This is a genomic window from Rhodococcus sp. AD45-ID, from assembly GCF_003023755.1.
Lineage (GTDB): Bacteria > Actinomycetota > Actinomycetes > Mycobacteriales > Mycobacteriaceae > Rhodococcus_F > Rhodococcus_F globerula.
Window position 1 is genome coordinate 310,922 of sequence record NZ_PYHL01000001.1, and the last position, 13,379, is coordinate 324,300.

Annotated in this window: 13 protein-coding genes; 2 read left to right on the top strand and 11 right to left on the bottom strand. The window is 61.7% G+C overall.

All coding sequences use genetic code 11. The features are described 5' to 3' along the window. The first annotated feature begins 130 nt into the window (after window positions 1–130). A complete protein-coding gene (locus C7T36_RS01345; protein ID WP_141484460.1) occupies window positions 131–466 on the top strand; it encodes a hypothetical protein in 336 nt (111 codons plus the stop codon). Between the two features lie 118 nt (window positions 467–584). Beyond that, a complete protein-coding gene (locus C7T36_RS01350) occupies window positions 585–1,976 on the top strand; it encodes a glutamate decarboxylase (protein WP_033230992.1) in 1,392 nt (463 codons plus the stop codon). A 72-nt stretch (window positions 1,977–2,048) separates the two neighbouring features. Here C7T36_RS01350 and C7T36_RS01355 read toward each other — a convergent pair whose 3' ends face one another. From C7T36_RS01355 to ftsZ, 11 genes are all read right to left on the bottom strand, one after another. Continuing rightward, the gene (locus C7T36_RS01355; protein WP_239654799.1) at window positions 2,049–2,531 is read right to left on the bottom strand and encodes a hypothetical protein; all 483 of its coding nucleotides are present in this window, start codon (window positions 2,529–2,531) and stop codon (window positions 2,049–2,051) included. A 132-nt stretch (window positions 2,532–2,663) separates the two neighbouring features. Then, window positions 2,664–4,016: a DNA polymerase IV gene (locus tag C7T36_RS01360; protein ID WP_045070293.1), complete on the bottom strand. Its 1,353-nt coding sequence runs from the start codon at window positions 4,014–4,016 to the stop codon at window positions 2,664–2,666. A 36-nt stretch (window positions 4,017–4,052) separates the two neighbouring features. Next, complete coding sequence (locus tag C7T36_RS01365; RefSeq protein WP_045070295.1) at window positions 4,053–4,400, bottom strand: TfoX/Sxy family protein; 348 nt, start codon at window positions 4,398–4,400, stop codon at window positions 4,053–4,055. 59 nt (window positions 4,401–4,459) lie between these two features. Then, the gene (ileS, locus tag C7T36_RS01370) at window positions 4,460–7,573 is read right to left on the bottom strand and encodes an isoleucine--tRNA ligase (RefSeq protein ID WP_275586645.1); all 3,114 of its coding nucleotides are present in this window, start codon (window positions 7,571–7,573) and stop codon (window positions 4,460–4,462) included. Window positions 7,574–7,853: 280 nt separating this feature from the next. Further along, a complete protein-coding gene (locus C7T36_RS01375; RefSeq protein WP_033230994.1) occupies window positions 7,854–8,117 on the bottom strand; it encodes a hypothetical protein in 264 nt (87 codons plus the stop codon). Window positions 8,118–8,166: 49 nt separating this feature from the next. Then, window positions 8,167–8,997 carry a DivIVA domain-containing protein gene (locus tag C7T36_RS01380; protein ID WP_033230995.1) on the bottom strand — a complete coding sequence of 277 codons (831 nt, stop codon included), beginning with the start codon at window positions 8,995–8,997 and terminating at the stop codon, window positions 8,167–8,169. Window positions 8,998–9,114: 117 nt separating this feature from the next. Then, the gene (locus C7T36_RS01385) at window positions 9,115–9,402 is read right to left on the bottom strand and encodes a YggT family protein (RefSeq protein ID WP_033231443.1); all 288 of its coding nucleotides are present in this window, start codon (window positions 9,400–9,402) and stop codon (window positions 9,115–9,117) included. A 189-nt stretch (window positions 9,403–9,591) separates the two neighbouring features. Continuing rightward, on the bottom strand, window positions 9,592–10,242 hold the full coding sequence (locus C7T36_RS01390) for a cell division protein SepF (RefSeq protein WP_045070302.1): 651 nt from the start codon (window positions 10,240–10,242) through the stop codon (window positions 9,592–9,594). 82 nt (window positions 10,243–10,324) lie between these two features. Next, window positions 10,325–11,083: a YggS family pyridoxal phosphate-dependent enzyme gene (locus C7T36_RS01395; protein WP_033230997.1), complete on the bottom strand. Its 759-nt coding sequence runs from the start codon at window positions 11,081–11,083 to the stop codon at window positions 10,325–10,327. Between the two features lie 9 nt (window positions 11,084–11,092). Beyond that, window positions 11,093–11,848 carry a peptidoglycan editing factor PgeF gene (pgeF, locus tag C7T36_RS01400; protein ID WP_045070304.1) on the bottom strand — a complete coding sequence of 252 codons (756 nt, stop codon included), beginning with the start codon at window positions 11,846–11,848 and terminating at the stop codon, window positions 11,093–11,095. Between the two features lie 144 nt (window positions 11,849–11,992). Next, window positions 11,993–13,180: a cell division protein FtsZ gene (ftsZ, locus tag C7T36_RS01405; protein ID WP_033230999.1), complete on the bottom strand. Its 1,188-nt coding sequence runs from the start codon at window positions 13,178–13,180 to the stop codon at window positions 11,993–11,995. Between the last annotated feature and the right edge of the window lie 199 nt (window positions 13,181–13,379).

Consider the following 13,379-nt stretch of genomic DNA (forward strand, 5'->3'; position numbering starts at 1 on the left):
AGGCGGAAACCACCCGAACTCTGCCCGGCCTGAGAACGGCTGCGCGCTAACCGCATACAGCCGCCTTCTCTGGGTATACACAGGCATGACGGTTCCTGTGACTGCACAATCACAACTGCAGGTGCTCGTGGTGACCACTCTCGTACTCAGTGCTGTATTCCTCGCCGTCGCCGGAATTCTCGAAGGTGATTTCGGTACGGCCGTCTGGGTCGCGGTGGTGCTGCCCTTGCTTTTCGATTGGCGGATCACCGTGCGAGGCAAGCCTTCTGCGATCCGTCCCGACTCGCCGCGTTGGCAGGTGGCCAAGCTGGTCTATGTCCTCACTCTCGGGGTATCGGGCACGGCAATCCTGGCATTCGACGACCGCGCCTTCGCCCGCATTGCGGGTTTACTCCTGATTGTCACGACTTTGTGTTACTTCGCGGCGTTCTACGATGCGCGCAGGCTCAGGCCACAGACTGCCTGATCGACTGATCACAGTTCCCTTTGACAACTTCCCTCCCGCAATGGACGGTAAGGGTAGCTGGATACGAACAATCAGGACACCGACCACCGTGAAATACCGTTGTGAGGAGCAGAAGTTCATGCCAGAGCCGCGAAGAGCCGAACACACCGATTACGTCGCCGCGAATCCTATCTTCTCCAGACCAGGAGAAGATTCGGTTGCCTCGAAATACACTCTCGAACCTGATGGCATGCTTCCCGAAACCGCGTATCAAATCGTCCACGACGAAACGATGCTGGACGGCAATGCCCGTTTGAATCTCGCGACGTTTGTCGGCACGTGGATGGACGACCACGCCACGCGCTTGTATTCAGAGTCGTTCGACAAGAACATGATCGACAAGGACGAGTACCCGCAGACGGCCGCGATCGAAACATACTGCTGGCGGATGCTCGCCGACCTGTGGAACGCACCGTCTCCGAAAGACGCGATCGGTACGTCGACCATCGGCTCGTCGGAAGCCTGCATGCTGGGCGGACTCGCTCTCAAGCGTCGCTGGCAGCACGCCAGGCGCGCTGCAGGCAAGCCGGTGGACCGCCCGAACATGGTGATGAGTTCAGCCGTGCAGGTGTGCTGGGAAAAGTTCTGCAACTACTGGGACATCGAAGCGCGATACGTCCCCATCAGCGAGGAACATCGCACACTCGACGGACACGACCTCGAGAAGTACGTCGACGAGAACACCATCGGTGTCGTCGCAATCATGGGTGTCACCTACACCGGCATGTACGAACCCGTGCTCGAGATATCCAATGCACTCGACGCGATCCAGAAGAAGACCGGACTCGACATCCCGATCCACGTCGACGGAGCGTCCGGCGCCATGATCGCACCGTTCCTCCAACCGGAAATCGAATGGGACTTCCGGCTCCCCCGAGTTCATTCCATCAACACGTCGGCGCACAAATACGGGCTGGTGTACCCAGGTCTTGGCTGGGTGGTGTGGCGCTCGGAGGACCTGCTCCCCGAGGATCTGGTGTTCAAAGTCAGTTATCTCGGCGGCAGCATGCCGACCTTTGCACTCAACTTCTCACGCCCCGGCGCCCAGGTGATCTTGCAGTTCTACATGTTCTTGCGGCTAGGCCACGACGGTTACCGTTCCATCCAGCAGTCCTCGCAGGACGTCGCGAAATTCCTCGCCGAAGGAATCGGCAAGCTCGACGCCTTCGAACTCTGGAACGACGGCAGCGATATTCCGGTGTTCGCGTGGCGCCTGAAGGCCGGGCACACCGAGAATTGGACGCTGTACGACCTGTCGGATCGACTACGCGCCAAGGGCTGGCTCGTGCCGGCCTATCCCATGCCGGACAACCTCACCGACCTCACCGTGCAACGCATTGTCGTGCGTAACGGTCTGAGCATGGACTTGGCTGCCAACCTGTTGGGTGTCATCGAAGAGGAAACCGCGTTCCTCGACGAACTATCCAGCCCGATGCCCAAGCCTCGTGTCACCGAGGGATTCCACCACTAAGCGAACCTGAACAAACAAAAGCGGCCGCCGAACCCGTGAGGGTTCGGCGGCCGCTTTGTCAGCTAGCTGAAATCAAGCAGCGCAAGCCGGGGTGGTCAGCTGAGCGAAGCTGACGATCTGGCAAGCGGTGGTCTTGGACAGTGCCCACTCGCCGTCCAGGTTCACGAAGACAGCGTTCATGCCGCCGGCAAGGGGCTGGCCGTTGATAACGATGGCGAGCGGTGCGGTAGCCGTGTCGCTGCCCGAATCGGTGACGGGGTCGACAACCTCGACCTGTGCGCCGGCAGCCTTGGCAGCCGCGGCGACCTGGTTGATCAGCTCGGGATCGGCGTCTGCGCCCTCGACGAACTTGACCTTCTCGGAGGACGGAACGCTCTCGTCGAGTGCCGTCGCGATCTTGGCATTGAGCTCAGCAGCAGTCGGGAGCGCAACCTCAACCTCGACCGTGGTGGTCGTAGCCTTCGCGGAGGTGGTGGTCTTGGTGGGCTCGGCCTCTTCGGAACTGCAGGCAGTCATCGTCAGGGCCGCTGCAATCGCGACGGCTGCGACGGTCATGTTACGAAGCTTCAACTTCTCAGTCCTATCCATTCCGGTTTTCACATACGAGCGTTGTCAGCACTGACGTGCATCGCTCGCGGTCCGCCACAACATTACCCAACGGTAAGCCGAAAAAGTCTAAGGGTGTCCTTAGAGAAGGCTGTCGAGTGCATCCGCCACCTGAAGTGACGCATCGTCGTCGGTGAAGGTTTTAGCGATTCCTGTTCCCGTGGAACGGGTTTCGAATCGAACGGTCACGACACCATGACCGGCGCCCTGCACCCAACCGTGTCCGAATTCGGGATGACTCACATCCAGACCGGGATGCCAGTATCGTTCCGGAACCCGCGCAGGAATGGGACTCTCGTCGAGATCCTCCGCGAGAGTGTCCATCGGATATCCCGGCACATCCTGATCCAACTCCGGAAACAGCGATCCCTGACGCACTGTGGAGAGCCCGGCAAATCCCACCCCCACCAACCGGATCGGCCCCAATTCCACCGGATCGATCACCTGCTTCTGCGCGGTGGCAATCAGGATCGCCCGGTCGAGGGTGGCATATGGCAACGTCACCGACCTGGTCAGCACACTCATGTCGGATTTCTTCAGCTTGAGCACGACCGTGCGCGCCGCGCGGCCGTCCTTCTCCAACCGTGAGAACGCCGCCCCACCGCTGTTCTCCACCGCCGCACGCAACTGCCCCAACGTGACGATGTCGCTCGCGAACGTCGATTCCGCACTGATCTGCTTGGAGTCCGCGCGCTCGGCCACGGGACGATCGTCGATACCCTGCGCCAGACGATGCAAGCCAGGGCCTACCGTCGTACCGAGGATGGACGCGACCTCCGATATCGGAGTGCGCGCAAACCCCCCGATAGTCACGATCCCCAACCGTTTGAGCTTCTCCTCAGCCACCGGGCCGATTCCCCACAGCTTGCGAACCGGAAGGGAATCGAGGAGTTCGTGTTGCTGACCCGGCGGCACCACCGCGACACCGTTCGGCTTCGCCAGCCCCGACGCAATCTTGGCGACCTGTTTGCCCGCACCCGCGCCGATGGACGCAACCATCCCGGTCTCTGCCAGTACCAAGGACCGTAGGTCCTCGCAGAACGTCCGCACCTCGTCCGCACCGGCTCCTGCCAACTCGGCCGGTTCGCCAAACGCTTCGTCCACCGACAACTGTTCGAGCACCGGCATGCGCAGACGCAACGCCTCGAACGCCCCTTTACTCAGTACCGAATACAGCGACATGCGCGGCGGTAGGACCACTGCCCCGCCGCCCACCAAGCGCCTTGCCTGATGCATCGGCATGGCGGACCGAGCACCGAAGGCGCGAGCCTCGTAACTTGCGCCGGCAACCACGCCCCTGCCACCGAGACCGCCCACCATGACGGGACGTCCGCGCAACGTCGGTCGGGTCAATTGCTCAGCGGAGGCGAAAAAGGCATCCATATCGAGATGAAGCACCCACCGGCGGCTTCGTGTGGGATCACCCTGGTTCATCGGCGGTAACAGTTCTCGATCTCGGCGAGCAATGGATTACTTCTGGACCTTCGGTTTGGCCTTCTTCGGTGGCTTCTTCTTGGGCAGTGGAAGCGCGTCGGCGGTTCGCTGAATGAATGCGTGCAGCCGATCCACGTCGTGAAACCGCTCCTCCGGGACCCGGTAATACTCCTTTGCGCCCGGGTACGGCGGCGCAAGGTCTGCGTCCGATCCGAACTCCGCACTGATCTCGGTCGGCTTGACGTACAGAACGTCACCGCAGATCAAGCCAACGACCTTCTCGTCGCAGTACAGGCCGTATTCACCGAACATAGCCCGCGCACGGACATCGAGCGGCTCCAACTGCTCGAGAATGCGCGCCACGGTGTCCTTGTTCGTGCTCATGAGAGCAAACTACTCCGGTGCTCCGACATATTTCGGGGCACCGGAGTAGTTGTCAGCTACTAGACCTTCGTGATTGCAGCACGGATACCGTCGCCGAGATCGACGGCACCGTCCCCGGCCTCGCCGATCGTGAACGACGTGGCCAGAACCTCACCGGCGATCAAGTCGCGATGACGATCGGCCCAGTCCTTGCGATCCTCCGGCACCTCGAGCACAACGTTGATGCGATCCGAGACGTCGAGTCCCGCGGCGCGGCGCGCATCCTGCAATTGGCGGATCCGGTCCTTGGCCCAACCCTCGGCCTCGAGCTCTTCCGTCACGACGGAATCGAGCACGACAAGACCTGCACCATTGGGAAGCGCTGCCGTCGAATCAGGCTCGGCTGCAACCAGTTTCTGCGTGTATTCCTCGGGCAAGAGCTCGATGCCCGCGGCAACCACTACACCGTCTGCGTTTTCGGTCCAATCGCCGGCCTTGACGGCCTTGATGACGGTCTGAACAGACTTGCCCAGACGCGGACCTGCAGCACGCGCGTTGACCGCGATCTCGAACCGACCGTGAACGTCGACATCCTCGGTCAGGTCGACCTTCTTGACGTTGACCTCGTCGGCGATCAGGCCGAGGAACGGACGCAGACGCTCGGCGTCCGGCGCCGCGACCGTAACCTCTGGCAGCGGCAGACGGACACGCAGGTTCTGCGCCTTACGCAAGCTCAACACTGTCGAGCACACCGTGCGCACGTCGTCCATGGCGGCAACGAGTTCCGGATCGCCAGGCAACTCGGACTCCGTCGGCCAATCGGCGAGATGTACCGAGCGTTCCCCGGTCAATCCACGCCAGATCACTTCGGACACCAACGGCAGCAAGGGCGCAGCCAGACGCGTCACAACCTCTAGCACAGTGTGCAGAGTGTCGATGGCATCACGATCTTCGTCCCAGAAGCGTGAACGCGACCGTCGCACATACCAATTGGTGAGTGCATCACAGAACAACCGGAGCTCGTCACAAGCTCCCGCGATGTCGTTCGCCTCGAGGGCATCGGTGATGACGTCCCTCGTGCCCGCCAGCTTCGCGAGGATGTACTTGTCGAGGATGTTCTCCGAATCCGTGCGCCACACACCACATTCCGGCGCGTACAGCTGCAGGAAGCTCCAGGCATTCCACAGTGGAAGCAAAGCCTGACGCACACCTTCGCGGATGCCCTGCTCCGTCACGACCAGGTTGCCACCGCGCAGGATGGGCGAGGACATGAGGAACCAGCGCATGGCATCACTGCCGTCGCGGTCGAACACCTCCTTGACATCCGGGTAGTTACCCTTGGACTTACTCATCTTGAGCCCGTCGTCACCGAGAACGATGCCGTGTGCTGCAACGGTTTTGAAAGCGGGACGATCGAACAGAGCCGTCGCGAGAACGTGCAGGGTGTAGAACCAGCCACGGGTCTGACCGTTGTACTCGACGATGAAGTCACCCGGGTAGTGGCTCTCGAACCAGTCGCGGTTCTCGAAGGGGTAGTGCACCTGGGCGTACGGCATCGAACCGGACTCGAACCAGCAGTCCAGAACCTCGGGAACTCGACGCATCATCGACTTGCCGGTCGGGTCGTCCGGGTTCGGGCGTACCAGATCGTCGATCATCGGACGGTGCAGGTCGGTCGGACGCACACCGAAGTCTGCCTCCAACTGATCCAGGGAACCGTAGACGTCGGTACGCGGGTACTGCGGATCATCGGAGACCCACACCGGAATGGGGCTGCCCCAGTAGCGGTTTCGGCTGATGTTCCAGTCGCGAGCACCTTCGAGCCACTTGCCGAACTGACCGTCGCGGATGTGCTCGGGAACCCAGGTGATGTCCTGGTTGAGTTCGACCATGCGGTCACGGAACTTGGTGACGGCCACGAACCACGACGGAACCGCCATGTAGATCAGCGGCTGACCACTGCGCCAGCTGTGCGGGTACGAGTGCTCGATCGTCTCGTGCCGCAACAGGTTTCCGGCAGCCTTGAGATCCTTGATGATGACGGGGTTGGCGTCGAACACCATCAGACCCTCGTACGGCGGCACCATCGACGTGAACTTTCCACCGGGGTCGAGGGGCTGAACGACCTCGATGCCGTTGGCGGTTGCAACATCCATATCCTCTTCACCGAAAGCCGGTGCGAGGTGGACGATTCCGGTACCCGAATCGGTGGTGACGTAATCGGCCGACAACACGACATGGGCGTTCGGGTGCCCGACGAAGAAGTCGAACGGCGGTGTGTACGACAGGCCGACCAGGTCGCTGCCCTTGTGCCGGGAAACGACCTCGGGCTCGTCCCCCAACTCGCGGGCGTAGTGAGCAACCCGAGCTTCGGCGAGCACGTAGCGCTTGCCGCCCTGACCGAGAACCTGGACATAGTCGATGTCGGGATGAACAGCCAAAGCGAGGTTGGATGGCAGCGTCCACGGCGTTGTGGTCCAGATGATGGCATTGGCACCGTCGAGCGGTGAGCCGGGCGCAACCAGCGGCATCTCGACGGTGACCGCCGGATCCTGACGCATCTTGTACGCGTCGTCGAGACGAGTTTCCTGGTTGGACAGCGGTGTCTGCTCGTACCAGCTGTACGGGAGAACGCGGAAGCCCTGGTAGATCAGGCCCTTCTCGTGCAGCTCCTTGAATGCCCACATGACCGACTCCATGAAGTCGAGGTCCAGGGTCTTGTAGTCGTTGTCGAAGTCGACCCAGCGAGCCTGCCGGGTGACGTACTCACGCCACTCGTCGGTGTACTTGAGCACCGACGCCTTGCAGTACTCGTTGAACTTCGCAAGTCCCATGACGTCGATCTCGGACTTGTCCTTGATGCCGAGTTGCTTCTCGGCCTCGAGCTCTGCGGGCAGGCCGTGGCAATCCCAACCGAACCGGCGCTCCACCTTGCGTCCGCGCATTGTCTGGAAGCGGGGCACCAAGTCCTTGACATACCCCGTCAAAAGGTGACCGTAGTGCGGCAAGCCGTTGGCAAACGGAGGGCCGTCGTAGAAGACGAACTCCTCGTTGCCGTCACGATTGTCGACCGATGCCCGGAACGTGTCGTCGTCGGCCCACTCTTTCAGAACCTTCTGTTCCAGGGCCGGAAATTTGACTCCGGTGTCGGCGGGGACGCCGTAATCGACTTTGGGATACCCGTTATTCGCCACTGCGATCTCCTCGTGCCTGTACTACTCGGCACGGGGACGATACGTGCGCATCTGCGTACGTACCGCGGTACCACCCCGCTTGCACCACGTGAATCCGGCAAAAAACTCTGCCAGGCCTTCCGTGTTGCCACTCTTCGCGAGCTGTGACGGGCTCACCCGTTCGGTTCTACTGAGTGCCTGACAGGCCCGAGCCTGGCTGAACACCGTTCTTCCGAAGGCTCCCCGGTGATTGCCGGTTCATCGCCTGTAATTCGTGAATAGCCTGTTCTTGACGAACAGTCTAATGCTCGCCGTTTTCGTTTGCCGACCCACCGTGGTTTCCCGGAAAATCCGTGTTGTCCGGTGTGTCGACGTCGGCGGTTGTATCCGGCTCGTCCAACGGCAGAACCGCCCTCTTACCGGTCAGCGCACTGACCAGCAGGAGGACGGCACCCGCCAAACAAATTGCAATACACGCCCACGCCCAGATAATCGACCCGGTGGTCAGCGCGATAATCAGGAAAGCAAATCCTGCCGCCGCGAGTCCTATCGTCACGACCAGCACGTGTCAACCTCTACCCGATGTCGGCGCTGACCTGGCGAGTATCCCTCGGTCAGCTGTTTCCCTTTGCGAACGACGGACTGCTGAAGGACTCCTGCCCACCGTCGACCGGAACCGCAGAACCACGCTGTTCGAGCTCTTCGAGCTGCGATTCCAGGTAGGACTTGAGGCGCACCCGGTATTCGCGCTCGAACGTCTTGAGCTGCTCGATGCGGCCCTCAAGGACGGATCGCTGCTGGTTGATGGTCGCCATGATCTCGGTGTGCTTCTTCTCGGCGTCTGCCTTGAGAGCATCGGCCTTCTCCTGAGCCTGGCGAAGCTGGGTCTCCGAGCGGGTCTGCGCATCGGTGAGCATTGCTTCCGACTTGTTGCGAGCGTCCGCGATCATGCCGTCAGCCTTGCTGCGAGCCTCGCTCATCAGCTGCTCGGAGTTGGTGCGGGCACTTCCGAGCAGCTGCTCGGACTCTGCCTTGGCATCGCCGGTGAGGCGATCTGCCATCTCCTGAGCCAGGCCGAGAACCTTGGCTGCCTGCATGTGGGTGTCGCCGCTCTGCGGAGCCTGTGCGGCAGCAGCCACGGGAACCGGTGCCACGACGGGAGCGGGCTTGGGAGCCTCGACCACGCGAGCCGGTTCTGGCTTGGGCTGGGCTACCGGGGCACCTGCATTGGCAGCCGGTGCCGGCGCCTTCTTTGCAGCAGCAAGTTCCTGATCCAGCTCGCTTACTCGCTGTTGCAGATCTGCATTTTCCTCGATGAGCTGCGAGAGCGCCTGCTCGACGAGATCAAGAAATGCGTCGACCTCGTCTTCGTTGTAGCCACGCTTGCCGATAGGCGGCTTGCTGAACGCAACGTTGTGCACGTCAGCTGGAGTCAGTTGCGGCATGGAAGGATCCCTTCACGCGTCATTTGGCGGTCAAGCAAGCATTCAGTTACAGCACGGTGTGCGTAGCAGCTAACCACTACGCGAGTTATGGGTTCCATTCTGGCACACCCCACTCAATTACCGGGCCGAGCCGACAACCGACATCAGGATGATGACGATGAAAAGCAAGACCATGATGGATAGATCCAAGCGAACCCCACCCAGGTTGATCGGGGGGATCAACCTACGGAGAAGCTTCACCGGCGGATCGGTGATCGTAAAAACGGTTTCGAGAATGATGGCGACCACTCCCGACGGACGCCAGTCTCTGGCGAACGAACGAACGAACTCGACAATCACTCTGCCGATCAGCAAAAGCCAAAACACAACCAGCACGAGGTAGATCACATCGAAAAGCGCGTTCACACCCTCACTCTGCCTGACTTCTGCGTCGCGTCCAAAACAGACACTCGCCATCCGAGGCCGGATTACGAGGCTGCGAACTCACCGAGCCGAGACCGTGAACACCCCTGGCATGCGACCCCTGCACAGGCCCCAGCACAACAGAATGTCCAGCATTTCGGCTGTTCAAGGAGCTATCTACGATCGAGAGCATCATTTCTGACTGTAGAAGCCCGTCTCCGCGATACGACGACGCTCCTCGGCGGAAACATCGATGTCGGCCGGTGAGAGAAGAAACACTTTGGTGGCGACCTTGTCGAACGAGCCGCGCAGAGCAAAAGCCAGACCCGCGGCGAAGTCGACCAGTCGCTTCGCGTCGGCGTTGCTCATGTCGACCAAATCCATGATGACCGGCGTGCCGTCGCGGAAGCGCTCGCCGATCGTGCGGGCCTCGGCGTAGCTCTGCGGACGCAGAGTCGTGATCTTGGCCAGCGGGCCGCCGTCGTCGACTGCGGGCGCGCGGCGAACCTCAGGGCGCTCTGCGCGGGCGTCAACTGCAAGATTTCCCCGGCTGGTGGGACGAGGCGCCATCGACGGACGGGGTGCACGCGAGGCAACCGTGTCCATTCTCGGACGTGATTCGTAGCGATCGAACTCGGCTTCTTCCTCATCCCGACGGCTGGGCGCGTAGCCAGCCTTCGAGAAAGCCGGCTCGGCAAACTCGCGGTCATCGCGTTCGGCATAGCCGTCATGGCTACGACGAGGTGCGCGACGAGCCTGATCGGGTTCTTCTACGTACTCGTCCTCGTAGTCGTCGAGGGGAACCATGCCGAAATATGCCTTGAACTTGTGCAGGTTGCTCATTGATCGACCTTCCTTGGCGCGGCGGATTGTTTCCGACTGCGGCCGGTCGCGGTGTGGACGGGTTGGGCGATCACCAGAGCGATCATTTCGAGATTACTGGTCGTGAGCCGAGCAGTGCGGTTCCGACACGCACGCAAGTCGATCCGTGGCGAACCGCAGCCTCGAGATCTCCGGTCATTCCGGCCGACAACTCGACCGCATGCGGATGCGACTCGAGGACGGTCCGATGGACCTCGTGCAGGCGAGCAAACTGCTCGTCGGCGTCCGAACCCAGCGGCGGAACGGCCATCAGCCCGGCCAGTTCCAGACCGTCGGCCGTCGCGATCCGCGCGGCGAGTGCCGGTAACTCGTCGAGCGCGATGCCGCCACGCGTCGGATCGGCGTCGAGGCTCACCTGAATCAAAACTCGCAACGGTGCAGCGCGATCACCGGCGGAGAGGGCATCGAGCGCGGCCCGATCGAGAGCGTCCGCGAGCCGCGCACTGTCGACCGAGTGAATCGCGTAGGCCCACTTCGCGACCGAACGTGCCTTGTTTCGCTGCAACTGACCGATCATGTGCCACCGAACAGGATCCGCCCCGTCGATTGCACCACCGGCGGCCGCTGCGGCGAATTCCGCAACCTTGGCTATCGCTTCCTGCTCGCGCGACTCACCGAACTCGCGGCAACCCAATTCATACAGAATTCGCGCATCCGACGCGGGGAAGAACTTGGTAACCGGGAGAAGTGTCACGGCAGAAGCCGGACGCCCTGCCGCGGCGCACGCCGCAGTGAGGCGGGACCGCACCGAATCGAGTGCCGCCGAGATCTCGGCCACGCGTCCAGAATTGTCGGCGTTCATGCAATCGGCCTAGTTGTCTTCCACAGCGACGATCGGATCCATCCAGATCACCGCAGCCTGACGCCCGGTGAGGGAATCGCGGCGGTGACTGAACAGTGCGCGGTCCTCGATCGTGCAACGAGGATCCTCGGCGACACCCGTAACACCGGCATCAAGGAGTTGTTTGCGGATTCCGGCCCGCAGGTCCAGACCGGGAGTGCCCTTCGCGGTACGAGTTGCACTGCCAGGCAGATGCTTCTCGACGTCGGCACGCATCTCGGCAGGCACTTCGTACTGCCGGCCACTGGCTGCCGGACCGAGGAAGGCGCCGATCCGAGAGACGTCAGCGCCTTGGCGAACCATCTCGGCCAGAACCCGCGGCACGATTCCGAGGCGCGCACCGATCCGGCCGGCATGCACGGCGGCGATGACGCCGGCCTGCTCGTCGGACAGCAGCACCGGAACGCAGTCGGCACTGAGCGTGGCCAGTGCCAACCCGGGGACAGTAGTGACCAAGGCGTCGGTCACCTCGATGACCTCGTCCGTCGGCTCGGTAACGACGGTTACGTTGCGCGAGTGGATTTGTTCCATCCAGACAAGATGATTCGGCTCGACGCCGATTTCGCGTGCGAGGCGTCGACGGTTTGCGTCGACGGCGTCGGCGTTGTCGCCGACGTGATCACCGAGATTGAACGAGTCGTACGGCGCTTCCGAAACACCGCCAGCGCGACTGGTCACGACACGGCGGACTCGGAAATTGGCGGTCGAGTTCTCGGTACTCAAAATTTTGTGCTCACAAACGTCGAATGTTCACTGCTGCACGGGACATGATCCCGAGGCAGCTTCCGGACAGAGATAAGGGATCAATCAAGAACAGGGTACCCAGAAAATCTGGATACCCTGCTCTCGAAAGCGTGCGCGGCGCTCTACTCAGCGACGCATGAAGACGGGAACGTCGACGTCGTCATCGCCGTCGTCCTCCTGTGGCGCAACATGGCGCGGCGGAGCAATCGGCGGCAGCGAGCCCGAACCAATCGGCTCGCGCGCAACCGGAACCTGCTGCTCCACAGGCGGTTCCGCAGCTACCGGTGAACGTCCGACCTCGCCGGCGCGCCCTGCTCCGATAGCCCCTCGGCCGGGTGCCGCGGACTCGACGGGGCGACGCGCAGGCGCTCCCCCGTCGAAACCGGCAGCGATGACCGTCACACGAACTTCGTCTCCGAGTGAATCGTCGATCACCGTTCCGAAGATGATGTTGGCATCGATGTGCGCGGCTTCCTGCACGAGGGAAGCCGCTTCGTTGATCTCGAACAGACCAAGATCGCTGCCACCGGCGATCGACAGCAGAACGCCGCGGGCGCCTTCCATCGACGCCTCGAGAAGCGGTGAGTTGATAGCGGACTCAGCAGCTTTGATCGCCCGACCTTCGCCGCGCGAGGAGCCGATGCCCATGAGTGCGCTACCGGCACCGGACATGACACCCTTCACGTCCGCGAAGTCGACGTTGATCAGTCCCGGAGTGGTGATCAGGTCGGTGATGCCCTGAACGCCGTTGAGCAGAACCTCGTCGGCGCTGCGGAATGCGTCCATCAAACTGACAGCCGCATCCCCGAGCTGAAGGAGCCGATCATTCGGGATGACGATGAGCGTGTCGCACGACTCACGCAATGCCTGGATGCCCGTGTCGGCCTGGCCACCACGACGCTTGCCTTCGAAGGAGAACGGCCGGGTTACGACACCAACGGTGAGGGCGCCCAACTTCCGGGCGATGCTGGCGACGACAGGGGCACCACCGGTTCCGGTTCCACCACCCTCACCGGCGGTCACGAACACCATGTCAGCGCCCTTGATGACCTCTTCGATTTCGTCCTTGTGATCCTCGGCGGCCTTGCGGCCGACCTCGGGATCTGCACCGGCGCCGAGGCCTCGGGTCAGTTCACGACCGACATCGAGTTTGACGTCGGCGTCGCTCATCAGGAGGGCTTGCGCGTCCGTGTTGACCGCGATGAACTCGACTCCCTTGAGTCCTTGTTCGATCATGCGGTTGACTGCGTTCACGCCGCCGCCGCCGATGCCGACGACCTTGATTACGGCGAGGTAGTTGTGCGGGGGCGTCATCGGCTCTCGCCTTCCGTGTCGTATTACGCGCTGTTGTCTATTGCTGGGTAAAGCAGGTACTGGGTAAAGCGGGTGAATCTCAACTCTCAACCTCAACCACAGGGTTAGAGTTATGTCAAGTATTCGATCTGAAACCAAACGCTATGCATCGACATCACGATCCGCCATTAGGCGCGCCGAAACTTCGGGAAGTATTTGA